Source organism: Aestuariicoccus sp. MJ-SS9, assembly GCF_032586235.1.
Lineage (GTDB): Bacteria > Pseudomonadota > Alphaproteobacteria > Rhodobacterales > Rhodobacteraceae > Aestuariicoccus.
Genome location: NZ_JAWHTD010000032.1, coordinates 1 through 26,336 on the forward strand (window position 1 = coordinate 1; position 26,336 = coordinate 26,336).

The following is a 26,336-nucleotide window of genomic DNA, read 5'->3' on the forward strand; positions in this document are numbered from 1 at the left end:
CGATGCCCGGCCCCGCATCAACGCCTCCCCGAATTGCCTCAAATCAATGATGGCAAATTTGGTTCCGGGTGACTAGCAACAATTCCCAGGTGATGGGGACTTGTTGTCCTTGGCAAAGGCTATTGGTCGCAACGAATGCAAATGGTGCGTGGCAACTGTCGTTGTACAAAGCAGCTTTCATCAGCCAAGAGCCAACGTAATCGACGTTTTTCCATTTAGACGTGATGCTTCCGAATACGCGCTCAAGGTCTTCTTTTTCTTGTGCTTCCTGTTTGCGCGCACCTTTGAACGGAGGGTTTCCGCAAATGTAGGTCTCCCCACCTTCGTTCTCGAAGTCGATCTCGGCTTGATCCACGGGTGACATGAATAGGTCGTCGGCATGATGCTTCACGCCCGTTCCCGTGGGCGGACAGATGCTCAGCCAGTCGAGCCGCAGGGCGTTGCCGCAGGTGATCCAGTTCATGGCATCGAGCGGCAGAAACTCGGCAAGCGCCTCCTTCTGCCCTCGATAAGTTACGTCGCACTGATACTCAGCGATGATCAGCGCCAGCCGCGCGATCTCGGCGGGGAAGTCTCGCAGCTCGATCCCGCGAAAGTTGGTCAGCGGGATGTCGGTGCGCCGATCAGCTTCGCCGCGCCGTTTGTTGATCTCGGCCTCAATCGCCCGCATTTCCTTGTAAGCGATGACCAAGAAATTTCCCGAGCCGCAGGCGGGGTCGAAGACCCTGATCTTGGCCATGCGGCCCCGCAGATTGAGAAGCTTGCGGGGATTGTCCCCTGCCTCGTCCAGCTTCTCGCGCAGGTCATCGAGGAAGAGTGGATTGAGCACCTTCAGGATGTTCGGCACGGATGTGTAGTGCATCCCCAAAGCGCCACGTTCCTCGTCATCGGCGACGGCCTGAATCATCGAGCCAAAGATATCGGGATTGATCTTGGTCCAGTCGAGATTGCCGATGTGCAGCAGGTAAGAACGCGCGATCTTGGAAAAGCGCGGCACGTCCGTTCCGCCCGAAAACAGCCCGCCATTGACATAGGGAAAGGCATTTGCCCAACGGGGGATGCCCGCGGCGGCGCGATCGGCCGTCTTGGTGTTCATGACCTTGAAGAGCATGCTGATGACCTCATGGGTGTTCGAGCTGTCCTTCTCGCTCATGCGCTCGATCGTGCCGGTGAACTGATCTGCTTCCGTGAAGATGTCGGTGTCTTCGGCGAAGAAGCAAAAGATCAGCCGCGCCATGAAGTGGTTCATGTCGTGGCGGCGTGCGGCGGAGCCCCATTCAGGGTTATCCTTTAAGAGTTCGACATAGAGCCGGTTGAGACGCCCCGTCGCCTTGATGTCGAAGGCGCTCTCTCGTATTTGCTTGACCGTGCTGATCCCTGCGAGGGGCAGGAAGAACCCGAAGTGATCGGGGAAGTCTCCAAAAGCGCAGGCGATCGTCTCGCCCGTGGCCAGGTCTTCGGCCTCAAGATCGGTGCCATCGGTGGCCAGGACGAATTTCGCCTTAGCCTTGGCGGTAGCCGGGCTTGCCTTGAGCTGCGCCAGGGTGGTTGTGACCTCCCCTGCCCCGCAAACCTTCAGATGGATGTTGTTGGTCTGAAGAACGCCGCCCTGGTCGGACTTGTTCGACGCGCCAGCGCGCAGACGCTTGATCGTGGCCGGTTTGTTACCGAAGGCTTCAAGAAAGGCGAACGGGAACTCTTCTGCATCGAAAAGCTGCTCGGCCAATGCCGATATGTCGATGCGTGGAGCCCGGCACCGATTACGGCAGAGCATTTCCACGCGAGGGTCTCGGATGGCAGGACGGTCACGGTCGCCGTATCGAACGATGATGTGCCCGTGGCGTTTATCGAGCTCGAGGCGGACGGTCACATCGATTGCTGCTATTGTCCCCCCGATTTCGCGGGATCGGGCGTCGGCAGGGCCCTGTTCCGACATGCTCGGTCACAGGCCATCGCAGCCGGTATCACACGGCTTACCATCGAGGCGAGCGAGGCCGCACGCCGCTTTTTTCTGCGCGAGGGCTTTCTTCTGATTGCGCGCCGGGCGTTCGAGCTACGCGGTGTGATGATCCACAACTATTCGATGGAAAAGCAGCTTGATGAGGGTGCCGAGGCCCAGGAGGCAGCATTGTAACGCCAGTCTTGCACGGGTGGCACGGGGGCTCTGAAGCAGTTCGCTGGAAACACTCATAATTTCGGGGGATGCGTCTTCCTGCAGGACCCGTCCAAATGCGCAAAGTGCGCGACACAAGGCGGCGCTCCTCAATCCATTAGGATCAATGACCTAAGTTGGAGAACGTTGGACCCCGGTCCCGTCCGCTCCGCCAGATACACCCCACGCCAAAAGCGTGGGTATTTTTGAATCCAATTTTAATCGATGGATTAGACAAGTTTTGCGCGCTTTCGACTTGAACGGATTTGCCATATCCCGAACGGTTTCCTCAGCAGGAACCGCACCATCGGTGTTGGACTGACTGCGAAAATCATGCCCCTCAAAATTGGCGCAGATCGCCGTCAGATGTTGCTTCGGATATCACGCCGCCGTCGATCTTGACGCGCATACAGGATGCAGTGCTAACCATGCTGGCCATCGGCGCAACCCTCGCGATCTGGAGTACGGCGCTTTACAATCCGAGACTATCGACCCTGGCAACTTTCTAATCATATGCAGTGCATCGGTTATTGCGTTACGATTTGCGGGGTACGGCATGAAGAAACGCGGCTTTTTCGCTTTGGCGGGCTTGGTGCTGGCCGGGGCTTTGGCATTCGGCGGCGGCTCGGGCACCCCGCGCCCCGATCAGGTCGGGTATTTCAAGTCCGAGGAAGGCAACCGCGTGATGGCCTACACCGCACCCGAGGGCATGACCGAGGCCGAGGGCCGCGCCTTTCTCGGCGAGGTAATGCACAGGCCCGGGCGGCTGACCTTTGCCGTGATCTACCCGCAAGGCACCGCGCATCCGGGGCATCGGCTGACCACGGCCCCCGATTACCTCACCGCCGCCGGGATGCTGGATTCCGCGCCGCATGATGGTTGGGTTTGGGGCGTGGTGATCGACATGGCGGGTTCCGCCAATTTCGATCTGAGGTAAGCGGCGTTGGGCAAGGTCGAGGTCGCCTACCCTTCCCCGGTCAGAACGTCGGGCAGGACGGCCGACCCGCCGGGCTGGCGATCTTTGCAGCCATCGAAGGCCTCCAAAATCCGCGCCGTCGGCACGCAGTTCCGGGCTGGAAAAGCCCCTTGGCCTTCGAGGCGCAGGCCGCGTAATCAAGCGTGACAGGTCCTCAACGAGCAGGACCCGAGCGGCTGGACGCATGCTCTTGGGGCGCGCGCTTCGCGTTCGATCGCGCAAGGCAAAGCTCCGTCACAGCGGCCAGAACAGCAGTATCGCAGGGACGCCAACGGCAAGTACGACGATTTCCAGCGGCAGGCCCATGCGCCAATAATCGCCGAAACGGTATCCTCCGGGGCCGAGTATGATGGTGTTGTTCTTGTGCCCGATGGGCGTGAGGAAGGCGCAGGATGCCGCGACTGCGACCGCCATCAGATAGGTGTCGGGGTTCGTTCCGGTGGATGCGGCCATCGAGATGGCAATGGGTGCGGCGATCAGCGTTGTCGCAACGTTGTTGAGCAAGTCCGACATCGTCATCGTGACCAGCATCAGCGCCAGAAGGGCAAACCAGGCCGGGTAGCCCTCGGTCAGATCCACGATCTGTCCTGCGATCAGGTCGGCCCCGCCGAACGCGTCGAACGCTTCTGCAAGGGGGATAAGGCTTGCCAGCAGCACGATGACCTTCCACTCGATCGACGAATAGACCTCGCGCGGGCCGACCAGACCGAACGCGACAAAAGCCACGACCGCGGCCGCAAGGGCAACCGACAAAGGCAGCCATCCGAACACGGCAACAGCGATGGCCAAAACGAAAATGGCCGCCGACAGCCCGGCTTTCCCACGCTGCATCACCTCGGTTTTGCGCCCCTCGATCCGATGCACGCCCAGCCATTCCGTGGCAGCATCGATGCGCTCAGGCGTGCCAAGCAACAAAAGCACGTCTCCGCTGCGTATCGTCAGATTCCTGACACGGTCACGAAATCTCTGTCCGCCACGCGCGACCCCCAGAAGCGTGACCGAATGACGTTGCAGCAAACGCAGCTCGAGGGCGGTCCGGTTCTGTATCCGCGCACCATCGGGAACAATGGCCTCGACCAGTGCAAGCCCGGTCGATGTGACACCGCCCTCGTGTTTCTCGGAACCGGCAAAATCGAGTTTGACCTTCCCCATGAAGCTTTCGATCGCCTTGGGATCGCCTTCGACGACCAGGAAATCGCCGGGGCGCAGAACTTCGCGATGGGCCGTGCCGGGGCGCCTGCGCCCGCCTCTGATCAGGCCGAGAATATGAATATCGGCGGCTTCGGCCTGGGGGTAGAGATCGCGCACCATCAGTTCCCCGTCGGCGGCCTCTCCTATGCGCAATTCGGCCAGGTACCGCCCCTTGCTGAGTTCCGCCCCATACGCGGCGAGCGAGGCCCGCGCCGGCAAGAGCCGCCAACCGACCAGAGAGACGAAGGCAATACCCGCGACGGCGACGGCCAGGCCGACCGGGGCGAAATCGAACATGGCGAAAGGTGCGCCGAGCGTATCCTGGCGATACTCGGATATCACGATATTGGGCGGCGTCCCGATCAGTGTGATCATGCCGCCGAGGATCGTGGCAAAGGACAGGGGCATAAGGCTCTGGCTGGCAGCGCGTTTCGCCTTTTCCGCCGCCTCGACATCAAGAGGCATGAGAAGTGCAAGCGCGGCCACGTTGTTGATGATCGCCGACAGCCCGGCGGCGAGTGTCGCCAGCACGGCGATATGAAGGGGAAGCGCGCGCGCGGGATCGACAAGGCGCATCGCGATGAGTTCGACGGCGCCGGAGGCCGACAGCCCCCTGCTGACGATGAGAACAAGCGCGATGATCGCGACGGCGGAATGTCCAAACCCCGAAAAGACATCCTGCGATGGCACAAGCCCGAGGGCCGTGGCGAGGATCAGCGCCGCGAACGCTGCCAGATCGTAGCGGATGCGGCCCCATACCAGCACGACGAAAACCGCTCCGAGAACCACGAAGATCAAAATGAGTTCTGTCGACATATCCCTGACCATAACCGGTTCGATGCAGGGAAAAAGGGGCAATCGCCTTACAGATTTTCAACCGAAGCCATGCAGTCTATTCTCGCAGGATGTTTCGGAGCCTGCTTCCCCTGACCGCCCTTTTGATGGGCTCGGCGTTTCTTCTCTTTGCCGGTGGCGTCAACTCTCTGATCCTTCCGGTCCGCGGCGAGGCAGAGGGGTTCACGGCCGCTTCGCTGGGCTTGCTCGGGACCGGCTGGGCGGTCGGCTATGTCGGAGGCTGCCTGCGCACACCTGCATTGGTCGCGCGCGTGGGCCATATCCGGGCCTTCGGGGCCATGTGCGCAATCGCGGCGATCGCGGTGTTGCTGTCGCTGGTGCTGATCACCCCGTGGGTCTGGATCCCGGTTCGGGCCTTGTCGGGCTTCTGTTTTGCCGGGGCGGCCATGATCGTGGAAAGCTGGCTGAACGAAAGAGCCGACGCGAAAACGCGCGGGCGTGTGTTCGGCATCTACACGATGGTCAACCTCGCCGCGACGACCGCGGGCCAGATGGTGCTGACACTTGGCGATGCAAACGGCTATTTCTTCTTTGTGCTTGCGGCGATGGTCTATTGCCTGGCCTTGCTGCCCACGGCGATCAGCGCCACCAACACGCCGTGGCCGCTGACCCAGGTCTCTCTCGATCTGCGCAAGCTCTGGAGCAACTCGCCAATTGCGGTCTTTTCCGTTCTGATGGTCGGGATCTCGAATGCGTCCTTTGGGACCCTGGCCGCGGTTTATGCTGCCCGGATCGGTCTGTCGCTTGGCGAAATCGCGCTTTTCGCGAGCATTCCGATCCTGGCCGGAGCGGCGAGCCAAATCCCCGTCGGCATTGCGTCCGACAGGTTCGACCGTCGGAAGGTTCTTGTTGTCATCACGGTCATCGCAATTTTCGCCGATGCCTTGTTCCTGTTCGTCGGCGTGACGAACCCGAGCGTCGCTCTGGCCCTGGCCGCATTGTTCGGCGCAACGGTATTCGCGATGTATCCCGTGATCGTGGCGCATGCTAACGATCATGCCGAACCGGGTAATTTCATTCAGGTCAGCGGGGGCTTGCTGCTTGTCTTCGGAATCGGTTCGATCATCGGACCGACGGCTGCGGGTTTTGCGATGGCCTCTGTCGGTGCGGCCGCGCTCTTTGCCGTCACCGGCCTGGCGCATATCTCGCTCGTCCTTTTCGCGCTGCTCAGGCTGCGGGTCGCGCCCGCTGTTTCCGCAGCCGACAAGGGGGTGTTCCGGGCGAATCCGCTTGCTCGCGCCTCGACCCCCGAAACGGTGGCCCTCGGCGCCGACCAGGCGGAGCTCGATGCAGATCATGAGCAAAGAGCCGCTATGGACGAAGCTGGTGCCGAGCCGACTGGCAAAGAGTAAGCGCCGGGGCTTGTTCGCGCCGCGCCAACCATCCGCTAGAATCGTCGGCGAATGCGCACGGCGGCCCCTTTTCGACCCAGACAACGCTCAGGAAATTTGGCCGTTTCCGCAGGGCCCACGAAGCGTGAACCGCCGAACCCGCAGACCAAGCCACCCTCAGCCGATGCGCATCAAAAGCGCGAGGACGTCCGAGCGGTGCAATACCCCCACGACGCTGGTGGCATTCAAGACCGGGAAAACGCGGTGACGGTGCTGAATGAACATCTCGGCGACACGGATCACTTCGTCGTCCACATCGACGGTGATCACCTCGCGCGACATGTAATCGCCCACCTGCCCGGTCCATTCCCGATGATAGCTCGCATGGAGCGCCGGCGTGAAACAGTCTTTCTGGGTCAGAATGCCAATCAGTTGTCCATCCTCGCTTAGAACCGGGGCGGCGGCAGCGCCCGCATCCACCAGGACAGCGACCGCCCGCCGGATGGGGGTTTCCGCAGAGAGGGTGGGAATATCGTCGCGCAGGATGGCGCCAACCCGGAACTCCGTCATGGCTGTGCCTTTGCCGTGGCGCGCCGTTTCAGGGGACAATCGGCGCACTGGCCTCCGGCACTCTCCGCCGCGCCGCAGCTTGTCCGCACAGGACGCTTGTTCAGCACGAGCCCGAGACCAAGACCGCCCGCCACAAGCACGAGGATCGCGAGGGTGAAAAGGAACTCCATCATGGGTGTTTATCCTTCACAGCATGAACTCCGATATCCGGCCAGTCGCCACTTGCCGCAGGCCGCCGCGGGCTTCGCTCAGGAACAGGGCGTCGATACCTTCCGCCAAGGCCAGCCGCGGGCCAGCGACGCCACCTGCCGCAAAAAGCGCGGTCGCCCAGCCGTCGGCGGCCATTGCATCGGGTGCAACAACCGTGACAGAGACCAGCCCGCCGCGCGCCGGCTCATGAGTGGCCGGATCTATGATATGGCTATAGCGGCGCGGGTTGAGCACATAGCTTTGTTCCCGAACACCCGAGGTGGCCACGGCACGGCCGCGCGGCAGGCGAAGCGCGCCGACAACCGGCCCCGATGCGATGGGCGACGCGACAGCCACCTGCCATTCCCGTCCGTCGGGGTGTGAGCCGAGCGCGATCAGTTCGCCGCCAAGATCGAGCAGCGCATCCTGGACCCCGGCGCCCTGCAACAACCGCGCCGCCCGATCGAGCGCCCAGCCCTTCGCGATACCGCAAAGGTCGAGCGTCAGATCGGCACGGTCCTTGGTGACCCCGTGGGGCCCCACGCCGATTGCCTCCCAATCGGGTTCGCCTCCGTGGTTGATCGGGCCGAACCCCCATCGCGCCACAAGCGGACCGACCGTCGGATCGAAGGCGCCTTTACTTTGGCGCGCGATCTCCAGCGCTGCCGCCGTAACCACGGCAAGCGCGGGGTCGCGTGCGTGAATGCGCGCCGGGCCGGTATTGAATCGACTGACCGCGCTGTCGGCCCGCCACGGTGACAAGCGCCGATCGATATCGTCGAAAAGCGCCTCGATGTCAGGAACCAGGCGCGCGATGCCAGCGCCCAAAGGTGCCACGATTTGCCAACCGGTTCCGAAGGCACGGCCCGAGACCAGTTCGACGTCAGTCGCCGCCGCAGCGCTGTTCATGGCCAAGGCGGCGCCGATCATGCCAAGCGCGGCGCGCCGTGAGGGATGATATCGAATCGTCATGATCGCTCAGGCTCCAAAATCGTCATAAAAGATCGAGGCGGGTTCCACGCCCAGACGTCCCAACGTCGACAGGACGGCCGAAATCATGACCGGCGGGCCGCAAAGGTAATACTCGCACTCTTCAGGCGCGGGATGTGCCGCCATCCGGGCGCGCAGCGTCTCGTGGATAAAGCCTGTCGCACCGGTCCAGCGATCCCCCGGCGCGGGATCGGACAATGCCGGGATCCAGGTGAAGTTTTGGTGGCGGCGGGCAAGCTCGGCGAATTCTTCCGAATAGAAGAGGTCAGCAGCGGACCGCGCGCCGTAGAAATACCAGATCCGGCGGGTCGTGCCGCGCGACAGCTCTTGATGGATCATCGCGCGCAGCGGCGCCATACCCACACCGCCGCCCACAAACACCATGTCGCGATCCGTCGGTTGCACATGAAATTCGCCGAACGGCCCCGAGAGCGTGATCTCGTCATCCGGCTGAACCGAAAACAGCCACGATGAAACGCGCCCCGGAGGGATGGTATCCTCTTTCCCCGCGGGCGGAACCGCGAGCCTGATGTTGAAAACTGCCCGCCGGACATCCTGTGGACGGCTTGCCAGCGAATAGGCGCGCGTGACCTCGGCATCCGACGTAACGCGCAGCGCCCGCCAGCCCGCGATCTCCCAGGAGTCGCGAAAGGCCGGCGGAATGTCCAACGTGGCGAAATCGAGCCGGTAAGGAGGGGCCGTGATTTGCATGAAGTCGCCGGCGCGGAACTCCGACGATCGGTCCTGGGGAAGATCGACCACGATTTCACGGATGAGCGGGGCCAGCATCCGGGTCGAAACGACCTTGCAGACAAAGCCTCCGCCAGCGCTCAGAATGTCGTCCGGCACCTCGACCGCGCAATCTCCACGCAGGCTTGTCTGGCAGGCAAGCCGCATATGGGCGCGACGGTCACTGGACGACAGAACGCCGCGTTCGGTCGCCTGCGCCTCGCCAGCGCCTTCGCCAGTCACCCTGACCCGGCAGAGACCGCAGGTCCCCGAACCGCCGCAGGCCGCCGGGATCGCGATCCCGGCGCCTTGCAGAACACCCAGCAAGCGGTCACCGCGTCTGGCTGCTATGTGAAAGTCATTGTTCACAACGACGTCGAGCTCGATGTCGGGCACAAGCCGCCGCCGCACCATCAACAACCCGCTTGTCAGCCCGACGATCAGGACCACGATTGTGAATGTCCCAAGAAGTGCCTCTGTCATTGCGCCGCCGCCATTTGCGCGAATGAGGCGAAGCCGAGCGACATCAGACCGGCCAGAACGAAGACAATGCCGAGCCCGCGCAAACCGTCGGGAAGATGCGCATAGGCCAGCCTCGTCCGGATCGCAGCAAGCATGGCGACCGCCACCGCAAAGCCAAAGCCGCTTCCAAGCCCGAATACAACGGATTGCGATAAGGTGTAGCTGCGCTCGACCATGAACAGGCTTCCCGCAAGGATGGCGCATTGTACGGTCAGAAGCGGCAGAAACACGCCAAACGCCCGGTGAATGGCCGGAAAGAAACGGTCGAGCACCATTTCGAGAAGCTGCACCGATGCCGCGATCACGCCAATGAACGCGATCAGGGCGAGATAGGACAGATCGAGGTCCGGCAGCCCTGCCCAGGCCCAGGCGCCCGGCGCCAGAAACCCGTGGTAGATCAGATGATTGAGCGGAACAGTAAGCCCCAGAACGCCGGTCATGGCGATACCGAGCCCAATGGCGGATTCCGGACGTTTCGACAAAGCCAAGTAGGTGCACAGACCCAGAAACAACGTAAGCGGCATGTTGTCGACAAAGGCGGCCGCCAGGAAAAGGGTCCCAAGCCCGGTCATTCCGCGGGACCCGTCGCAAGGGGCGGCGTGTGCTCGGGCGCCTCGACCTGATCCGGATAGAGGCTCCGCACCGTCCAGACCAGAAAACCGAGAAGGAAGAAGGCAGATGGCGCAAGCAACATCAGGCTGAGCGGTGTGAACCAGCCTCCGGCATCGGCCATCGGCAGCACGCCATAACCGAACAATTCGCCTTTCCCGAAGAGTTCGCGCACGGCGCCTATGACGATCAGGATGAAGGAATACCCAAGACCATTGCCGAACGCATCGACCATCGCGGGCATTGGCGAATGATGGCGGGCATAGGCCTCTGTCCGGCCAAGAACGAGGCAATTGGTCGTGATAAGCCCGACATAGACCGACAACGCCCGGCTGATATCCGCGAAAAACGCTTGCAGGACCTGATCGATCACGATCACCAGAGAGGCGACGATCAGGATCTGGATGATAAGCCGGATGGTGTCGGGAATATGCCGCCGGATGAGGCTGACAAGGCCGGCCGCAAGGGTCAGAACGACCGTCAACGACAGCGACATGGTCACGGCGGTGGCCAAGGTCGTCGTCACCGCAAGGGCCGAGCACAAGCCGAGGATCTGAAGCGTCACCGGGTTTTGCCGGATCAGCGGGTTCGTGAGCGTGGCCCGGAAGTCAATGCGCTCGCCCATCGCTCAAAACTCCCCGTCTTTGACGGCCTCCAGAAAGGGCCCGTATCCATCCTCACCCAACCAGAAGCGCACCATGTGCGTGACGCCCCGTCCGGTTCGTGTCGCGCCTGTGATCCCGTCGACCTCATACTCCCCGGAGCCCGGTCCGCGGGCGACCCTGAAGCGCACGTCGCCGCGTTCATCCGCCACCTTCGTGCCGGGAAAGCTCGCCAGCCAGGCGGGCTCTTCGATCCGGCCTCCCAAACCCGGGGTTTCGGACTGGCCAGTGATGGCAAGACCCGCGACCGTGTTCATGTCAGCCCCGAGCGCCAGTATCGCGTCGATCCGTCCGCCATAGCCCTGACCCGATATCGGCAGAAGCACCAGCGAGATGCGATCACCTTCGCGAAGCAGGAATATCTGCACGAAATCGGGCCGTTGACCGAGCCCGGCCAGATCCTGCCCGGCATCGAGCACTGTCCAGTTGTCAGGATCGGCGAGCGCCGCATTCAAGGTTTCTGGCGCCACCTCTGCCGCGGCACGGCCGGTTTCCAGATCGATGACGACAGTGGAAAGCGTGCCCCCAGAGCTCTCTAACAGCGTCGCCATGCCGGGGATCCCACGGACCAGCGCGGTGATCCGGGCCTCTTCCTCGGCCGCCCGGTTGGCCGCCTGGATCGGGCGCAGATAGACCGTGGCGCTGCTGACAAGCGCGGCACAAACGGCCGAGACCAGGAAGGCGATGAAAAGCGTCTTGGCCCGGCTTTCGTTGGGCAGCGCCAATATGCGCCGGAGCGGGTTCCAATCATGATCGGCCATGGCGTTTCCTCCGTTGCGCGACCCATACGGACAACGCGGCCTCATCCAGAAGCGGTGCAGAAAGCGAAGACAGGAAAGCCGCGGCCACGGCGATCTGCACCCCAGCGGCCCCGGCCCAGCCGTTTGCGAATAGCACCACGAGAGCGGCGAAAACTACGCCGTTGAGCCAGCGGCCCAGCGATGTAGACGCGCTCGTGACGGGATCGGCAACCAGCAGGACAAGCACAATCGCCGAGGCCACCACCACCGGTTCGGACAGATATCCAGCGGCAACGGCGCCTGCCCCCAGGATCCCCGCACCCATCAACACCGATACCGGCATCGTTCCTGTTGCGATCCCGATCAGTGCGGCCGGAATCGCGGCCCAGGCGACCGGCAGATCGAAAACCGGCCACTCGAATGACGGAAATCCGAAGCCAAGAAAAGACAGGGTAACCGTCGCCGGGTTGACCACGTTCCGCCCCCAGCCGCCAAAGACCAATTCCCCCATGACAACGCCGAAACTGAGCGCGAGGGCCATGCGAAACACGCCAATTTCCTCAGGCGCCAGGATGGCCACGGCAAGTGCTGTCGCAAGACCGTAAAGCGACGGAGGCTGCGCGCGGGCCAGCATGAAAACGAGATGCCAAATCGCAACCACAAGAAGCGAGAGGCCAAGCCTTGAAAAGGCCTCTTTGCCCTCGTGCCCCACCCAGATCAGCGCTATCGGCAGATACGCCGCGAGGAGAATCGCGGCGACCGTCTCGCGGTTCCAAAGTCCGCGGATCATGCTGCGAACTCGTTCTGGATGCGGTCCAGCATGCCGCGAAGCTCGGCGGCGAGCTGACCGCCTTCGCTGAGAACATAGTCGGCGAGCGCGATGTCCTCCTCAAGCAGAGACAGGACACCCAGCTTCATCGCGGTCTCGTCGTCGCCCGCGCTGAGCGCGCGCACGAATGGCGTGGCTGGCAGCACGGCGCCGAACGCGTGGGTCAAGGCCGCCGTCGGAATCGCCGGTCGTCCCACCACCGACCTCGTCAACGCCGCCACCAGCCAATGCGCGGCACGCGGCGACGTCTCGGCGCGGGGAAGCACAGTGACCTGCCGGTGGCGCGGCGCAAGCCAGCGTGCCGCATGCCCGTCCAAGGGCGATCCGGACATGAGCAGGTGCGGGCTTGGCAGAACGATGCGCTGCGTCAGTTGCCTCAGGTCGGCGCCGGGATGGGTGCGGACCCAGCACGACCTGCGAAGCGCGCTGCCTGAAATATGGACGAGCCGGGTCATCGGCAATGTCCCGCGCGCCAACAGAGCCCCCAGGGCCGCGACGTCCTCGGCATGTACGTCCCAGACCGGCGCATCCAGACCGGCTGGAAAAAGCTGGTGGATACGAATGCCCGCAGAGCCTTGGGGGTGGCGCGCGCCGCAGATGACCTCGTGTATCCTGGCATCCCCGGACATGCCGGCGAGCATCGGGGGGCCGGCTGTCCGGCAGAAAAAGACCGGGCCTGCCGTCAAGCGGGCCAGCGCCGCCAGTCCCCGGGCGAGATCCTCTTCGCGCCCCTTGAGAGCGAGGCGGGGATCGGGGGCGAAGGGACGCGTATCGGCTGCCATGACAAGGATGGCCGCAGGCGTTTCGGCGTGATCGGGCATGCCGCCAAAGGGCCGCCGCCTGAGCCTGGGCCAGAAACCGGCGCTTTGCATCAGACGTTGCAGGCCGCCCGGGGTCGCTGCCCTGTCCGTATCGTGGTGTTCGACGGCGTCGCTCTCTTCCCGGAAAAGCACGATTTCCGACAGTTTCCGGCCCGGCAAAAGCGAAACCCTCCCAACCCGTCCCGCAAATGGGGCAACGAAACAAACGTCGGGCGCATGGCGCAAGCACGCGACGGCGGCGCCTTTTGCGACAAAGTCGTTCTCTGCCACCAAAGGCGTCACCCGCAGCGATTGACCGGTTTGCGTTCGGACCGCCGCCTCTTCGGTCACGATGTCCTCGATCTCCGAAACCTCGGGCGGAGAGCGGAAATCTGGCGTCAATCCTGCCCCGAACGCGAGAAAAGCCATGTCCAATCAGGCTCCCGTCATCTCCCTGGCAGGCGTCCGCCTTCAAGGAGTTACAAAAAATTGCTGAAACCGTAGCATATTTGTGGTCCCTTGGAAGGCACCGCAAAAATTTTTCAGCGAGAGACGATATGACAAGGATTTTGACTTCAACCCGTTCCTCAATGCTGCTGGCCATTGCGATTGCGGCCGCCTTATCGGCCAACACAAGTCTGGGTCAGAACCAGGCCGAAGAAGACACCGCAGAAAATGAGGAAGCGATCATACCATTCGCGCTGCCGAAATCCGGCCCCTTTACCCCGGCAGAGATCAGCATCGACAACAATCAGGCGATCACCGACTGGTTCCGCTCGGCGCATGCCAATTCGGCGGCCGAAGCGTTCAGTCATTGGGACGAGGATGGCGAGATCCGCCCTGCCTGCGCGACGTGCCACTCGGGCGAAGGGTTTCGCGATTTCCACGGGCTCGACGGAACCGAGGCGGGTGTGGTCGACGGTCCCATCAATGTAGGTGGCGTCGTCGATTGCGGAACGTGCCACAACGCAGGGCTGGCCGATATCAAGGAAGTTACCTTCCCCAGCGGACTGGTACACCCGGTTCAGGGTGTCGAGGCATCCTGTCTGACCTGCCACCAAGGCCGCAGCGCCGGCGTGGACGTCGAGACAGCCATCGCAACGCTGGACCTGGATCAGCCAAGTCCGGAACTGAGCTTTATCAACCCGCATTATGCGACCGCAGGGGCGACCTGGCTGGGCGGCTATGGCGGCGCGGGTTATCAGTATGATGGTCTTGAATACTCGGGAAGGTTTTTCCATGCCCGTCCGGTTTCCAGCTGCAACTCATGCCACGAACCGCACACTCTCGAGGTGGCCTTCGAGCCGTGCACAACCTGTCATCAGGCCGACAATCCCCGGGACATCCGCATCGCCCGGCAAAGCTACGATGGCAGTGGCGACACCTCTGTCGGCATCCGGTCGGATATCGACGCCAATGCCAGCAGGCTTCTGAACATGATCCGGGCCTATACCGGCGATGTCGTGGGCGTGCCGGTCATTTACGACGGCTCGCGGTATCCGTATTTCTTTTCAGATGCGAATGGCGATGGGATCATCGACGTCGAAGACGGCGCGCCTGTGCGCTACGGGTCCTGGACACCGCGAAGCCTGAGGACCGCCTACAACTGGAAGCTGGTCACGGCGGATCCGGGGAACTATGCCCACAATCCCGAATATTCTCTCGAGCTTCTGTACGACTCGATCGCGGACCTGAGCGGCCCTCTCGGAATCGATCTGGAGGACCTCGATCTTCGGCGTTGAACATGGGTGCGGGGTCATCGTTCGGGATTTTAACTGGCAGAATGCCTGATGGGGGCGTCATCGCCGTGCGTCCCTCTTAAACCCTTGTGTGCCAGAGCGATAAGAATGTTCCCCGGCTGCCGCTGCGATATCGTCGGTCGGTATTTCGACTTGCGGCCCGGCGGAGAAATGACCCATGCGCACCGGCCTCGCCCACGCTCTCCAGATCGCCGCCGTGGCGGCAGCGGGCTGGGATCCGGCCCTCGGGCTACGTGGCGGATACGCTGGAGCCCGCGTTCTGGAGCGTGGAACGCTCTGGTGGGTCGGGGTCCACAAGGTGGTTCTGTTCAGGGTTTCATGCGCTACCCGACGCGTCCTCGGCCGCCGTCATCCGCCCGGGAGGACACCAGCGTCCGCATCAGGTTGATCGCCGCTTGCGTGCCGTCGATCACCGGCACGGGGCAGTCCCGCGCGAGGCTGGTTGCCAAGCCGGCCAGCGGCCCCCCGCCCAGAACGATGCTCGCCGCGCCGCGTGCGCACATCTGCCGGCAGAGCGCGGCCAGGTCGTCGCGATAGCGATCCTGCACGGTCCCGGGGTCGCCGAAATCGTCGCCGGGTACGTACGTAATCCCCAAGAGCGCCTGCCCCAGCCCGGATTCGTCCACCTGGGCCTGCAAGCCCGGCACAAGCTCCTTGCCGAAGGTCACGATCCCGAAGGGGCCGCCAAGCGCGCGCACGGCGCTGAACGCCGCGCTGGCGATGCCGAAAACCGGAATGTCGCCCCGCAATGCGCGTACATCCCTTGCCCCGGTATTGCCGAACGAGGCCAGCACGATGCCGTCGCAGGGGGCGGTGTAGCCTTTGACCGTATCCACCACGGCGCGTCTGGCCTCTTCGGCATCCGCCTCGGTGACGATCAGTTCGGGGCCGTCGGCCGGGCAGATCGTCGTGAAGGCATCGCCCGGCAGCGCCACCGCCTCGGCGGCCGCTCCGATGCGTTCGGTCACGCCGCGCGACGTATTGGGATTGAGGATCAGCAACCGCATCACAGGATCACCGAAGGCAGCCAGAGCGACAACGCCGGAATGAGGTTGATCAACACCAGCGCCACCAGCATCGCGCCAATGAACATCAGCATCGACGGTACGATTTTGGCGATGGAGATCTTGGCGATGGCGCAGGTGATCAGCACCACCGACGCCACCGGCGGCGTCTGTTGCCCGATCCCGAGGTTGATCGTCAGGATCAGGCCGAAATGCACCCGGTCGATGCCCAGTTGATCGGCCAGCGGCAGAAAGATCGGCACCAGCATCAGGATCGCGGGCGTGCCGTGAATGATCGTGCCCGCAAGCAGGAAGAAGACGTTGATGGCCAGCAGCACCACCCAGTAATTCTCTGAAATCCCCAGGATGCCCTGCGCGATCTCCTGCGGGATGCGCTGGTTCGTCAGATACCAGCCCAGAAGGGTCGAAGTCGCCACGATGAACATCAGCATGGCCGAGCGTTTGCCCGCGATGCGCAGCGTATCCACCAGCGTGCCCAGCCGGACGGTTCGGTAGACCACCATGGCCAGCACGATGGACCAGAAGGCGGCGATGGCCCCGGCCTCGGTCGCGGTGAAGACGCCGCCAAGGATGCCCGCGAGCACCAGGATCGGCAGCGTCAGCGGGATCGCCGCATCCTTGCCCGTCTCGACCACGCGGGCCAGCGAAAAGGCGCCCTCGGTCGGGTAGCCCCGCTTGACCGCGATGGCATAGGCCGTGCCCATGAGCAGCCCGCAGACCAGAAAGCCCGGCACGATGCCCGCCGCGAAAAGCTCGGCGATAGAGGCGTTGGCGACATAGGCGTAGAGGATCAGGTTGAGCGAAGGCGGCACGATGATCGCCATCGTGGCCGAGGTCGAGGTCACCGCCGCGGCAAAGGCCGCGGGATAGCCGCGCTTGCGCATCTGCGGGATCATCACCGACCCGATGGCGGCGGCATCCGATGTGGCGGTGCCCGAGATTTCGGAAAAGAAGAGCGAGGTCAGGATGTTGACATGCGCCAGCCCGCCCCGGATGTGACCCACCAGCGAAGAGGCGAAGGCGATCAGCTTTTCCGCGATCCGGCCCTGGTTCATGATCTCACCCGCGATCATGAAAAGCAACGCCGCCACCAGCAGGTAATTGTTGGCCCCGCCGAAGGGGATAAGGCCGATGATCTGCGGCACGACCGCCGGGTCGAGCAGGATCATCACCGCCGCCGTGACCCCCAGCACGAAAGCGATGGGAAGACCCGCAATCAGCAGGGTCACAAGCAGGATCAGGATGATCCATCCGGGGTCCAGAAACATCACGCGTCGCTTTCGGGCAAAAGGTCCAACGGGTCGATCCGGCCTGTCACGATCCCCACCAGCCGGGTGGCGCAGAAAAGCGCGATCAGCGCGCCGCCGAGCGGCATCGCTCCGCGAAAGAGCAGCATCGGCGCGTCGATCGAAATCAGCGAGCGGCCCGCGAAACTGGCCGCGGCGATGCCGCCGTACCACGCCAGCATCGCGCCGAAGCCCCCCATCAGGATCAGGTTCAGCGCGGTGACGGCCCGCTGCAGGCCCGCGGGCATCACCCGCAGGACCGCGTCAAAGCCCAGATGCTCGTTCGTGCGGGTCAGGTAGGCCGCGCCGATGAAGGTCAGCATGGCCAGCAGATGGGCGGGCAGCTCCTCGCCCCAGGACACGCTGTCGTTCAGGACGAACCGGGCGAAGACCGCCCAGTTCAGAAGCAGCAGCAGCAGACCGGCAAGCGCCACCACCATCGCGTCCAGAAGCGCGCCAAGCCAGCGGTCGAGCGTGGCTATGATCGTATCCAGACGCATGAAGATGGCCCCTGCCCCGCCGCTTACTCGATACCGAGCGCGGTCTTGGTCGCCGCGATCATGTCGGCGCCGATGACATCCACGAAGGTTGGGCTTTCGTAAAGCGGGGCGGCGGCGGACTGGAACGCGGCAAAGTCGATCTCGTTGATCTCCAGCTTGTCGGCCAGCGCGGCGATGGTTTCGGTGTCTGTCGTCTCGCCCCAGTCAAAGGTCCAGGACGCCATGTCCTTGGCCACCGACATCACGGTGCCCTTAAGATCCGCGTCAAGCGAGGCGAGGAACGGCTCGCCGATCACCAGGAAGGTCGGCAGATAGACGTGGTTGGACAGCGACATATACCCCTGCACTTCGTAAAGCTTGGCGGTATCGACGACGTTGGCGGGGTTCTCCTGCCCGTCGATGGTGCCCTGATCCAGCGCCGAATAGACCTCGCCAAACGACAGCGGCGTGGCGTTGGCGCCCAGCGTGTTGAACATCTCGACCCGCTGGCGGTTCGTGGGCGTGCGGATCTTGAGCCCTTCGAGGTCGGCGGGCGTCACGACGGAGCGCACGTTGTTGGTGATCTGGCGGAACCCGTTGTCCCACATGGCGGCCAGCACCATGCCGGAGCCGTCGAACCCGTCGGCCAGCATCTCGCCCGCGGGGCTGTCGATGAAGGCCTGCACGGCGGCGCGATCCTCGAAAAGATAGGGCAGATCGAAGATCGAGGTGCGGTTGTTGATCTGCGACACCGCAGAGGCCGAAAGCGATGCCTGGTGCGTGCCGAAGCCCAGCCCCTGCAGCACGTCCTCTTCCTTGCCCAGCGTGTTGGACATAAAGATCTGCACGTCGATTTCACCGGGGGCCGCGGCCTCGAGGCGGGTTTCGTATTCCTGCAGGAAGACATGCGCGAATGAACCCTCCGGCAGCGAAGAGTTGATCTGCATGACCGCCTGCGCCGACGCGGCGGCAGGCAGGACGGCGGCGCTGCAAAGCGCGAATAGGCTAATACGGGAAATGGTCATGGCACGGTCCTTTCAATCGGGATGAGGCGGAACGATTCGAGTGTCTTGCGTGAAATTGATTTTCCACAAGACGAGTCTATGAAAAATGTTTTTCCGGGAGTTTACACGACGCGGCTCCTCAACTGCCGCGAAATGCGGCAGACCGAGGGTCATGCGTCACTGATTTTGTGCGCCGCGCGAACGCTCGGCGCGGTCCCCGACAAACCGTCACAACTCGTCAAAGCGCCTGTGGGCTTCTTCGATGGCGGCCATGCGCCCCCGGCCCGAGGCACCGGAAAGCTCGATCGTGCGGGCGCCGACAAGATTGCACACCGCCATGCAACCGACGTGATTCATCAGGGGCCCGCTGGTCGATGTGGCGCAGGTCAGATGCCAGTCGGCCTCGGCCAACGCGGGGTCCGGCCTGTCCTCCAGCACCGCAAGCGCCGCCTTCGAGGCGCGGACGGCCGCGGCGACGGCGCCCACCAGGCGCGGCTTGCGGCGCAGCGCGATCAGGATGACCACGTCCCCGCCCGCCAGCGAAACCAGGCTTTCGGCCATCGTCTCGCCCGCGCGCGGCAGAACGGTGACGTTGGCCAGAACCTGCGAGGTCTGCCAACCCAGATATTGCGCAAAGGCCTGCCCCGCGCGAAACCCGATGAACCACACCCGCGGCGCGGCGATCATCGCCTTCGCCAGATTGTCGATCACCGCCTCGTCCAGCGCGCCGTAGGTCAGGTCCAGGTTCTGCTGCGACGTCTCGAAGTGCCGCGCGACCGCCCCGTTGCCCGTCGGCATATCCGACGAAAACCGCAGCAACGCGGTCCCGGCCCGCTGCTCGTCGCGGACCGCGCGGCGCGCCTCGTCAAAGGACGCATATCCGATCCGGCGAACGAACCGCGACACGGTGGCGTTCGACACATTGGCAAGTTCGGCGATCTCGGTCGCGGTATAGCCGGCCATTTCCCCGGGAAAATCCAGAACCAGATCGGCGAGCTTGCGCTCGCTGCGGTTCAGTTCTGGCAGTGCATCGCTCACGCGGGCCAGAAAGGGTTTGTTTGCATCAGTGGTCATTCGCGCACGTTGCGTGGCTTGCGCAGGCGCGTAAACAGATTTCTGACCAGAGCGCCGCGGATCGCAGGTCTTGGCGGCGCGCACGTAAGCGGCAAATGCAGCCACCCCGCGCAAGCAGGGTCGCATCCGCACCGAAAGCGCCATGTATCAATCCCGCCCGGAGTATGGCACAATTCCGCAGCGAACAGAGGGAGGACGCAATGACAATCCGGAAGACACAAGGGCGCGGACGCCTCTACGACAGTATTCTCGACACCGTGGGCGACACGCCTTGCATCCGCGTGAACCGGCTCGCGCCGGACCACGTGACGGTCTATGTCAAGTTCGAGGCGTTCAACCCGGCGGGTTCGGTCAAGGACCGGCTGGCGCTCAACATCATCGAGTCGGCCGAACGCGAGGGACGGCTCAAGCCCGGTCAGACCGTGGTCGAGGCGACATCGGGAAACACTGGGATCGGGCTTGCGATGGTCTGCGCGGCCAAGGGCTATCCCTTGGTGGTCACCATGGCCGACAGTTTCTCGGTCGAACGGCGCAAGCTGATGCGCTTTCTGGGCGCCAAGGTGGTGCTGACGCCGCGGGCGCAGAAGGGTTTCGGCATGTACACCAAGGCCAAGGAACTGGCCGAGGCGAATGGCTGGTTCCTGGCCAGCCAGTTCGAGACGCCCGACAACGCGGCCATTCATGAAAACACGACCGCGCAGGAAATCCTGGGGGATTTCGCGGGCAAACAGCTGGATTACTGGGTGACCGGCTATGGCACCGGCGGCACGGTGACCGGCGTGGCGCGCGTGCTGCGCAAGGAACGGCCCGAGACCAAGATCATCCTGACCGAGCCCGCCAACGCGGCCATCGTCAGCTCGGGCTATGTCAACACGCGCAACGAGGCCCATCAGCCCACCGAAAGCCATCCCAATTTCGAGCCGCACCCGATCCAGGGCTGGACCCCCGATTTCATCCCGTGGGTGCTGCAGGAAACGCTGGACAACGCCTTTTACGACGAGCTGGTGCCGATCCCGGGCCCCGAGGGCATCGAATGGTCCCGCCGTCTGGCCGCGCAGGAGGGCATCTTTACCGGCATTTCCGGTGGCTCGACCTTTGCGGTGGCGATGCGCCTTGCCGAAACCGCGCCCGAGGGCTCGGTCTTTCTGGTGATGCTGCCCGACACCGGCGAGCGCTATCTTTCGACCCCGCTTTTCGAAGGGGTCGAGGAAGAGATGACCGACGAGGAACGCGCGATTTCCATGTCGACACCCTCGGCGCAGATGGCGGCCGAGTAACGCGCCCCACCCCGCGCCGGTTCAGTGCATCGGCGCGGGCGAGGCTGCCTCGAAAGTGGTGGGATAGGTCACCGTGGTCGTGTCCTCGGCGAAGTCCTCGAAGGATTTCAGCCACATGGTGCCCGGCCAGCGCAGTTCGACCTGGTGGCGCAGCGGGTGATAAGCCGCCGTGTAAAGCGTGCCGAAGCCGCGGTCGAAGGCCAGCGAATACAGCGGCGGCTTTAGAAAGGCGCTGACGAAACGGTCCTGCGTTTCGGGATGCAGGGTCAGCCTTTGCAGCAGAAAACGCTCGCGCTCGACCGTGGCGGTGACGCGTGCGTGGCTTTTCCACTCGACCCGTTCCTGATGGTTCGTGGCGACCGCGGCACGGGTGATCACCGGCGGCCGGTCTGGCGCCAGATAAGCGGTCAGAAAGCGGCGCTTGGCGTCCAGGATCGTGACGTTATAGCTCATGTGGCAGGGCACGCGTTCCAGCACGCGGCGGGCCTCTGCGGTGGTGGTGCAGGTCTGCAGGATGTAGCGCAGGATCAGCGGCACGCCGAACCCCGTTCCCGCCTCTTGCCGCCCGCCGAAGGTCAGCGAAGCCACCAGCCCCGCGTCGTTCATCCCGTCCACAAGGCCGAAAAGCCCGTCTGACATGCCGATGACCTGCCGCCCCTGCCAGCGCGTGCGCAACAGCACCGCGTCGACCGCGTGCGGGTTGTAATCGTAGTTCCGCACCAGCAGCGGCTCGTCCCCCGACCAGATCGCCTGGCTGCATCCGGTCAGATAGCGCGGCGGGCAGTAGACGCTGAGAAACCGCGCCTCCACGTCGCCACCGCCGGCCAGTTCGCACAGCCGGTCGTAGATCGGCATCAGTTCGGGCATGTGGGTTTCCAGCGCGCGGCGGCATTCCAGATAGGTCGGCCGGCCGGTCAGCCCCTCGCGCGCCCACCAGGCGAGATAGGCGGCACGGTATTCGGCAAAGAGCCCGGCCCACTTGGGGCCAGGCTCGTCTTCCGAGATCGCTCTGAAGGTCAGGGACATGCCACCTACATTATCTTGAACGCCGGGTCCTGGAAAGCCTGCGCCGAGGGCAGCGGACGTGCCGAGAAGGCCGACTTGATGCCGTCGATCCACTTTTTCGACTTGTCCGTCAACTGGAAGTTCTTGGTCATCGACCGCCCGCGTGTCACCAGGATCCCCAGATCCGCGCCCTCGTAACGGTAATCGCCGATATCCGAGATGCGCAAAAAGAACGCCTCGTCCTCGGTTTCCACAGCGCGGCGGTGATAGTCGAAGCGGTCATAGACCACACGCCCGTCCGGCAGCATCTTGTAGATGCCCGATTGCGGCGCGCCGGTGATGATGTCCACGCTGTCGTCGGTGTGCTTGATCACCATCTGAGACCAGCTGTCGATCATGTCCGGGTCGGCCCAGCGGGCGTTCAGTTCCTCTACATCCAGCTTGAACGGCTTTTTCGAAAACTCCAGCAGATGGAACAGGAAAAGCGGCGCGTCCGCATGGGCAAAGGCCGCGTGGTTGGTCATCGACGAGGCGCCGGTGATGCGCGGGTTCAGCTCGCCCAGCCAGATATCGCCGGTCTTCTTGTCGATCAGGAAATCGAGCTCGAAATACCCGCGATACCCTTCCTTGCGCAGCTGCTCCCCGAATTTGAAGGTCAGCTCGCGCGCCTGCTGGCGTGTCTTGGGCGGGAAGGCGGTCGAAAAGATCTCGTTCCCGCACCAGCCGCCGCGATAGGGCGTCAGTTCGTTGAAGCCCACAAGTTCCGTCATCAGCGGGCCGACGATGGTGCCTTCGGAGGTGGCGCAGGCCTCGATCGCCGAGCCGCGGCAGTCGATCCGCTTCATGATCTTGATCTCGCCCTCGCCGACGATCTCGTGCTCGTGCTTGCGGAAATCGGCCTCGGACTTGATGAAGAACGTCGTGTGGCCTGAGTCGCCGAAGGCCGATTGCAGCACCAGATCGTGGCCCAGCCCGGCCTTTTCGCAGACCTCGCGGAGGTGTTCGTAGCTTTTGACCTCGGACAATGTGTTGGGCACCGAGGGCACGCCCGCCTTGTTGCCGACGCGCACCGTCTCGATCTTGTTGTCCATATGCGTGCGCAGCTTGGCCTTGGGGAACCAGACCTCGCCGCCCAGCTCCTTGACCAGCTTCTCGGTCTTTTCGTCGAACATCAGGAAGACGAATTTCGGCTTGCCGCCGCGCGCCTTGACGTAATCGACCACCTCTTTGTGCTGCAGCAGATAGTTGTTGATGTCTTCGATGGACTGAAACTCGTCATGCGGCAGTTCCGAGGGGCACAGCACGTTGGGATGCCGGCCGTCGAAGCAATCCATGTAACAGATATACTTGAAGTTCTTCACCCACTCGTCGAGACCGAGCAGGTTGAAGTTGGTGGCCGACACGAAATAGATCGGGTCGTTGTTGGTGTGGAAGTACCGCCGAATCTCGGAAATGTTCTTAAGTGTCTTCTTCGGCATCTTTCATCCCTCTCCGTTGTTTTTCTTCATAACTTTCTCCAGGGCCTCGGGCGTGAACACGCGCAGGCCCAGGTCCGGGCGGAACCCGTGAATCTCGCTGACATCGAGCGCCCGCATGAAGGTCATGATCTCGGGGCTGATGACCTGGCCGGGCACGAGGATCGGAAAGCCCGGCGGATAGGGGATGATGAAACTGGCCGAGACCAGCTCCTCCCCCGCCTCGAGCCGCTTGATCAGCGCCTCGTCCAGCGCGAGGTAGTCGCAATTGTCCTCATCGTAGGACAGAAAGAACGCCTCGCGGATGTCGCCCTCGGGCGTGTCGGCGCCAGAGCGGAACGCATCGTGGAAGCGGCTGAAATCTGGCAGCGGCGGGACGTGTTCGACCAGCGCCGCCACGCGGTTCTCGAACGACCGCTTTTCCATCTTCGAGGCGTCGTCCAGCAGATCGTCGAGCTCGTTGGCGATCTCGACCAGCACCTCGATCAGATAGGCGACCGAGCTGCGCGTGGTGCCGATATTGGTCATGAAAAGGACCGTGTTGCGCGACGTCTTGTTGATCTGGATCCCGTATTTGTCCATCAGGATCTTGGTCTTGAACGTGTCGCCGTCCCAGCCGGTGCCGCCCACCGCAAGCGTGATGCGCGTGGGGTCGAGCACGAATTCGTCCTGCCCCCAGGTGGCCCATTTGTCGATCCAGCCTTCCTTTGGGTCGTAGTAGGATTCGATCCCGCTCTGGCGGTATTCCTCGGGGATCATGTGGCCCGAGGTCAGCACCTTGAAATACTTCTGCAAAAGCGGATGCGTGGCCACCGCGCGGCGGATGGACATCGCGCTTTCGACCTGGCGCTGGACGAATTCGAACCCTTCCAGCTCGACCTGACGGCGGCCCACGTCAAGCGACGCGATGATCTGATAGTTCGGGCTGGTCGAGGTGTGGGTCATGTAGGCTTCGTGGAAGGCCTGTTCGACCTCGCCCTTGAAGTCCTGATCGTTGACATGGATCATCGAGCCCTGCCGCAGCGAGGTCAGCGTCTTGTGCGTCGATTGCGTGGCGTAGACCCGCACGCGCGCATCCGGCGGCGGCACCAGGCGGGTGTCCAGCCAGGTCTCTTCGTCGGCGTCCTCCAGCTCGGCCTGCTGGCGCTCCCAGGCCTCGGCGGTGTCGGGCTGGCGCAGGGTCTCGCGCAATGTGTTGGCCACGCCCATGGCGGTGCGCTGGCGGTAGGTGGGGCTGAAGCGCGCGAAGGCGAACCACGCCTCGTCCCAGAGAAAGATCAGGTCTTTCTTGATGGCCAGGCATTCCTCCATCACGCGCTGCACGTTGTAGACCAGCCCGTCAAAGGTGCAGTTGGTCAGCAGAACCATGCGCACGCGATCCAGCTTGCCCGCCGCCTTGAGCTTGAGCAGATGATGCTTGATCTCGCGCACAGGGACGGCGCCGTACATCGAATATTCGTGCAGCGGATAGCTGTCCATGTAGACCACATTGGCCCCGGCCAGCACCATGCCGTAATGGTGCGACTTGTGGCAATCGCGGTCGACCAGCACGATGTCGCCCGGCCTGACCACCGATTGCACCACGATCTTGTTGCAGGTCGAGGTGCCGTTGGTGGCAAAGAACGTGTGTTTCGCGCCAAAGGCGCGCGCGGCCATGTCCTGGGCTTCCTTGATCGGGCCGCGCGGCTCGAGCAGGCTGTCGAGGCCTCCGCTGGTGGCCGAGGTTTCGGCCAGAAAGATGTTGGGGCCGTAGAACGCGCCCATGTCCTGGATCCAGTGGCTGCGGCTGATGGATTTGCCGCGGCTGATCGGCATGGCGTGAAAGACGCCGGTGGGCTGGCGGGAATATTCCTTGAGCGCGGTGAAGAACGGCGTCTTGTAGCGCCGGTTCACGCCCCGAAGGATGTTGAGATGCAGCTCGAGGAAATCCTCCTGATTGTAGAACACCCGACGGCAGCGCCCCAGATCGAGCCCGGCGATATCCTCGGCCGAGCGGTCGGTGACCAGATAGGCGTCAAGCTCGGGGCGGATCTTGGCGATCAGGCGACAGGCCTCGGGGCCGTATTCATGCGGCTCGATCGTATCGACGCCCTCGTCCTGCTGAAAATGCTTGAGGTACTGGCCCAGCACCGGCAATTCGTTGCGCGACTTCAGCGTCAGCCCCGGGCGCACGACCACGGCTTGGACGTTGTAGTTGAACATGATGCCGATCAGCGCATCCTCAAGCGAGGGCACGACCACGGGTTCGTAGATGAACGGATCCTCGGTGCGGCGCATTCGCAGCAGGTTCTGCCGCAGGAAACGGTCCTGATGTTCGTTGACCTCGTCGACGATCATCACCTCGAAATAGGGCCGCCCCAGCGCGCGTGCCTCGGGGCTGAGCGAGGATTCGTCCTCATAATCCTCGTTGTCGCTTTCACCGGCGCTCAGCGGGATCGTGCGGCGGCGATAAGCGCCCGAGGTCAGCGCGCGCGCCACGCGCCGCACGCCGGTCGACAATTCCTCGATATTGCCGTTGTGCAGCTGCCGTTGCAGGTGCTCGAAGGCTTGCGCGCCCGGAAACGCCCAGTAGCGTTCGATGGGTTCCAGCGCCTCGAAGAGCGCCTCGGCTGTGGCGATCAGTTTCTTGCCCCGCCGCCCGTCCGCACCGTGGCGGTGCAATCCTTCCGCCGCCTCGCGCAGGGCGCTCCAACGGTCCGAACGCAATTGCGTCGCGCTGTAGTAGTCACGGATGGACGAAAGCTTTCCGCCCGAAGATTGCACGTTCATGTCTTTCCTCCCTGGCGGGTCCGGCGGGTTGCGCCGG

The 26,336-nt window shown here is 63.2% G+C and carries 23 protein-coding genes and 1 pseudogene; 5 read left to right on the forward strand and 19 right to left on the reverse strand.

The window, feature by feature from the left end; translation table 11 throughout:
- Positions 1-55: 55 nt before the first annotated feature.
- Positions 56-1,774 (reverse strand): annotated as a pseudogene (locus RXV88_RS17435) (DNA methyltransferase); the annotation flags it as partial.
- On the opposite strand from RXV88_RS17435, the gene RXV88_RS17440 reads away from it, so the two are divergent.
- Entirely contained in the window at positions 1,760-2,134 is a 375-nt protein-coding gene (locus tag RXV88_RS17440) for a GNAT family N-acetyltransferase (RefSeq protein WP_410468839.1), read from the forward strand. The pseudogene RXV88_RS17435 and the gene RXV88_RS17440 overlap by 15 nt on opposite strands.
- 574 nt (positions 2,135-2,708) lie before the next feature.
- Positions 2,709-3,089, forward strand: coding sequence for a hypothetical protein (locus RXV88_RS17445; protein WP_316294776.1), 381 nt, complete (start codon positions 2,709-2,711; stop codon positions 3,087-3,089).
- Positions 3,090-3,362: 273 nt separating this feature from the next.
- On the opposite strand, the gene RXV88_RS17450 is transcribed toward RXV88_RS17445, so the two are convergent.
- Positions 3,363-5,135 carry an SLC13 family permease gene (locus tag RXV88_RS17450; protein WP_316294777.1) on the reverse strand — a complete coding sequence of 591 codons (1,773 nt, stop codon included), beginning with the start codon at positions 5,133-5,135 and terminating at the stop codon, positions 3,363-3,365.
- A gap of 89 nt (positions 5,136-5,224) precedes the next feature.
- Between RXV88_RS17450 and RXV88_RS17455 the strand changes: the two genes are divergently transcribed.
- A complete protein-coding gene (locus tag RXV88_RS17455) occupies positions 5,225-6,526 on the forward strand; it encodes an MFS transporter (protein ID WP_410468838.1) in 1,302 nt (433 codons plus the stop codon).
- Between the two features lie 156 nt (positions 6,527-6,682).
- Here RXV88_RS17455 and RXV88_RS17460 read toward each other — a convergent pair whose 3' ends face one another.
- Genes RXV88_RS17460 through RXV88_RS17500 form a run of 9 tightly spaced genes read right to left on the reverse strand, consistent with a single transcriptional unit; the run spans position 6,683 to position 13,574 of the window.
- Positions 6,683-7,075: a CBS domain-containing protein gene (locus RXV88_RS17460; RefSeq protein ID WP_316294779.1), complete on the reverse strand. Its 393-nt coding sequence runs from the start codon at positions 7,073-7,075 to the stop codon at positions 6,683-6,685.
- Positions 7,072-7,248, reverse strand: a complete 177-nt coding sequence (locus RXV88_RS17465) for a hypothetical protein (protein WP_316294780.1) — start codon at positions 7,246-7,248, stop codon at positions 7,072-7,074. Before RXV88_RS17465 ends, RXV88_RS17460 begins: the two co-directional genes overlap by 4 nt.
- Before the next feature lie 13 nt (positions 7,249-7,261).
- The gene (locus RXV88_RS17470) at positions 7,262-8,194 is read right to left on the reverse strand and encodes an FAD:protein FMN transferase (RefSeq protein WP_316294781.1); all 933 of its coding nucleotides are present in this window, start codon (positions 8,192-8,194) and stop codon (positions 7,262-7,264) included.
- A gap of 48 nt (positions 8,195-8,242) precedes the next feature.
- A complete protein-coding gene (gene nqrF, locus RXV88_RS17475) occupies positions 8,243-9,466 on the reverse strand; it encodes an NADH:ubiquinone reductase (Na(+)-transporting) subunit F (protein WP_316294782.1) in 1,224 nt (407 codons plus the stop codon).
- Positions 9,463-10,077: an NADH:ubiquinone reductase (Na(+)-transporting) subunit E gene (nqrE, locus tag RXV88_RS17480; RefSeq protein WP_316294783.1), complete on the reverse strand. Its 615-nt coding sequence runs from the start codon at positions 10,075-10,077 to the stop codon at positions 9,463-9,465. The genes nqrF and nqrE overlap by 4 nt, the downstream gene beginning before the upstream one ends.
- A complete protein-coding gene (locus RXV88_RS17485; protein WP_316294784.1) occupies positions 10,074-10,739 on the reverse strand; it encodes an NADH:ubiquinone reductase (Na(+)-transporting) subunit D in 666 nt (221 codons plus the stop codon). The genes nqrE and RXV88_RS17485 overlap by 4 nt, the downstream gene beginning before the upstream one ends.
- A gap of 3 nt (positions 10,740-10,742) precedes the next feature.
- Positions 10,743-11,537 carry an FMN-binding protein gene (locus RXV88_RS17490; protein ID WP_316294785.1) on the reverse strand — a complete coding sequence of 265 codons (795 nt, stop codon included), beginning with the start codon at positions 11,535-11,537 and terminating at the stop codon, positions 10,743-10,745.
- Positions 11,524-12,306: an RnfABCDGE type electron transport complex subunit D gene (locus RXV88_RS17495; RefSeq protein ID WP_316294786.1), complete on the reverse strand. Its 783-nt coding sequence runs from the start codon at positions 12,304-12,306 to the stop codon at positions 11,524-11,526. Before RXV88_RS17495 ends, RXV88_RS17490 begins: the two co-directional genes overlap by 14 nt.
- Positions 12,303-13,574, reverse strand: a complete 1,272-nt coding sequence (locus tag RXV88_RS17500; RefSeq protein ID WP_316294787.1) for a Na(+)-translocating NADH-quinone reductase subunit A — start codon at positions 13,572-13,574, stop codon at positions 12,303-12,305. Before RXV88_RS17500 ends, RXV88_RS17495 begins: the two co-directional genes overlap by 4 nt.
- A 161-nt stretch (positions 13,575-13,735) precedes the next feature.
- Between RXV88_RS17500 and RXV88_RS17505 the strand changes: the two genes are divergently transcribed.
- The gene (locus RXV88_RS17505) at positions 13,736-14,887 is read left to right on the forward strand and encodes a cytochrome c3 family protein (protein WP_316294788.1); all 1,152 of its coding nucleotides are present in this window, start codon (positions 13,736-13,738) and stop codon (positions 14,885-14,887) included.
- Positions 14,888-15,228: 341 nt separating this feature from the next.
- On the opposite strand, the gene RXV88_RS17510 is transcribed toward RXV88_RS17505, so the two are convergent.
- The 5 genes from RXV88_RS17510 to RXV88_RS17530 form a co-directional block, all read right to left on the reverse strand.
- The gene (locus tag RXV88_RS17510) at positions 15,229-15,912 is read right to left on the reverse strand and encodes an aspartate/glutamate racemase family protein (protein WP_316294789.1); all 684 of its coding nucleotides are present in this window, start codon (positions 15,910-15,912) and stop codon (positions 15,229-15,231) included.
- Entirely contained in the window at positions 15,912-17,198 is a 1,287-nt protein-coding gene (locus RXV88_RS17515; protein WP_316294790.1) for a TRAP transporter large permease, read from the reverse strand. The genes RXV88_RS17510 and RXV88_RS17515 overlap by 1 nt, the downstream gene beginning before the upstream one ends.
- Positions 17,198-17,716 (reverse strand): TRAP transporter small permease, encoded by a 519-nt coding sequence (locus RXV88_RS17520; RefSeq protein WP_316294791.1) that lies wholly within the window; start codon positions 17,714-17,716, stop codon positions 17,198-17,200. Before RXV88_RS17520 ends, RXV88_RS17515 begins: the two co-directional genes overlap by 1 nt.
- Before the next feature lie 23 nt (positions 17,717-17,739).
- Entirely contained in the window at positions 17,740-18,720 is a 981-nt protein-coding gene (locus tag RXV88_RS17525; RefSeq protein ID WP_316294792.1) for a TRAP transporter substrate-binding protein, read from the reverse strand.
- 207 nt (positions 18,721-18,927) lie between these two features.
- On the reverse strand, positions 18,928-19,773 hold the full coding sequence (locus tag RXV88_RS17530) for a MurR/RpiR family transcriptional regulator (RefSeq protein ID WP_316294793.1): 846 nt from the start codon (positions 19,771-19,773) through the stop codon (positions 18,928-18,930).
- Positions 19,774-19,973: 200 nt separating this feature from the next.
- On the opposite strand from RXV88_RS17530, the gene RXV88_RS17535 reads away from it, so the two are divergent.
- A complete protein-coding gene (locus RXV88_RS17535) occupies positions 19,974-21,050 on the forward strand; it encodes a PLP-dependent cysteine synthase family protein (protein WP_316294794.1) in 1,077 nt (358 codons plus the stop codon).
- Positions 21,051-21,071: 21 nt separating this feature from the next.
- Here the strand turns inward: RXV88_RS17535 and RXV88_RS17540 are convergent, their stop codons facing one another.
- Genes RXV88_RS17540 through RXV88_RS17550 form a run of 3 tightly spaced genes read right to left on the reverse strand, consistent with a single transcriptional unit; the run spans position 21,072 to position 26,299 of the window.
- Positions 21,072-22,076: a C45 family peptidase gene (locus RXV88_RS17540; RefSeq protein ID WP_316294795.1), complete on the reverse strand. Its 1,005-nt coding sequence runs from the start codon at positions 22,074-22,076 to the stop codon at positions 21,072-21,074.
- A gap of 5 nt (positions 22,077-22,081) precedes the next feature.
- Positions 22,082-23,533, reverse strand: a complete 1,452-nt coding sequence (locus RXV88_RS17545; RefSeq protein WP_316294796.1) for a biotin carboxylase — start codon at positions 23,531-23,533, stop codon at positions 22,082-22,084.
- A 3-nt stretch (positions 23,534-23,536) separates the two neighbouring features.
- Positions 23,537-26,299, reverse strand: coding sequence for an aminotransferase class I/II-fold pyridoxal phosphate-dependent enzyme (locus RXV88_RS17550; protein WP_316294797.1), 2,763 nt, complete (start codon positions 26,297-26,299; stop codon positions 23,537-23,539).
- Positions 26,300-26,336: the final 37 nt, after the last annotated feature.

Coding starts and splice junctions, on each gene's coding strand:
- RXV88_RS17445 (WP_316294776.1), top strand. CDS start 2,709: ATGAAGAAACGCGGCTTTTTCGCTTTGGCGGGCTTGGTGCTGGCCGGG.
- RXV88_RS17450 (WP_316294777.1), bottom strand. CDS start 5,135: ATGTCGACAGAACTCATTTTGATCTTCGTGGTTCTCGGAGCGGTTTTC.
- RXV88_RS17455 (WP_410468838.1), top strand. CDS start 5,225: ATGTTTCGGAGCCTGCTTCCCCTGACCGCCCTTTTGATGGGCTCGGCG.
- RXV88_RS17460 (WP_316294779.1), bottom strand. CDS start 7,075: ATGACGGAGTTCCGGGTTGGCGCCATCCTGCGCGACGATATTCCCACC.
- RXV88_RS17465 (WP_316294780.1), bottom strand. CDS start 7,248: ATGATGGAGTTCCTTTTCACCCTCGCGATCCTCGTGCTTGTGGCGGGC.
- RXV88_RS17470 (WP_316294781.1), bottom strand. CDS start 8,194: ATGATCGGCGCCGCCTTGGCCATGAACAGCGCTGCGGCGGCGACTGAC.
- nqrF (WP_316294782.1), bottom strand. CDS start 9,466: ATGACAGAGGCACTTCTTGGGACATTCACAATCGTGGTCCTGATCGTC.
- nqrE (WP_316294783.1), bottom strand. CDS start 10,077: ATGACCGGGCTTGGGACCCTTTTCCTGGCGGCCGCCTTTGTCGACAAC.
- RXV88_RS17485 (WP_316294784.1), bottom strand. CDS start 10,739: ATGGGCGAGCGCATTGACTTCCGGGCCACGCTCACGAACCCGCTGATC.
- RXV88_RS17490 (WP_316294785.1), bottom strand. CDS start 11,537: ATGGCCGATCATGATTGGAACCCGCTCCGGCGCATATTGGCGCTGCCC.
- RXV88_RS17495 (WP_316294786.1), bottom strand. CDS start 12,306: ATGATCCGCGGACTTTGGAACCGCGAGACGGTCGCCGCGATTCTCCTC.
- RXV88_RS17500 (WP_316294787.1), bottom strand. CDS start 13,574: ATGGCTTTTCTCGCGTTCGGGGCAGGATTGACGCCAGATTTCCGCTCT.
- RXV88_RS17505 (WP_316294788.1), top strand. CDS start 13,736: ATGCTGCTGGCCATTGCGATTGCGGCCGCCTTATCGGCCAACACAAGT.
- RXV88_RS17510 (WP_316294789.1), bottom strand. CDS start 15,912: ATGCGGTTGCTGATCCTCAATCCCAATACGTCGCGCGGCGTGACCGAA.
- RXV88_RS17515 (WP_316294790.1), bottom strand. CDS start 17,198: ATGTTTCTGGACCCCGGATGGATCATCCTGATCCTGCTTGTGACCCTG.
- RXV88_RS17520 (WP_316294791.1), bottom strand. CDS start 17,716: ATGCGTCTGGATACGATCATAGCCACGCTCGACCGCTGGCTTGGCGCG.
- RXV88_RS17525 (WP_316294792.1), bottom strand. CDS start 18,720: ATGACCATTTCCCGTATTAGCCTATTCGCGCTTTGCAGCGCCGCCGTC.
- RXV88_RS17530 (WP_316294793.1), bottom strand. CDS start 19,773: ATGACCACTGATGCAAACAAACCCTTTCTGGCCCGCGTGAGCGATGCA.
- RXV88_RS17535 (WP_316294794.1), top strand. CDS start 19,974: ATGACAATCCGGAAGACACAAGGGCGCGGACGCCTCTACGACAGTATT.
- RXV88_RS17540 (WP_316294795.1), bottom strand. CDS start 22,076: ATGTCCCTGACCTTCAGAGCGATCTCGGAAGACGAGCCTGGCCCCAAG.
- RXV88_RS17545 (WP_316294796.1), bottom strand. CDS start 23,533: ATGCCGAAGAAGACACTTAAGAACATTTCCGAGATTCGGCGGTACTTC.
- RXV88_RS17550 (WP_316294797.1), bottom strand. CDS start 26,299: ATGAACGTGCAATCTTCGGGCGGAAAGCTTTCGTCCATCCGTGACTAC.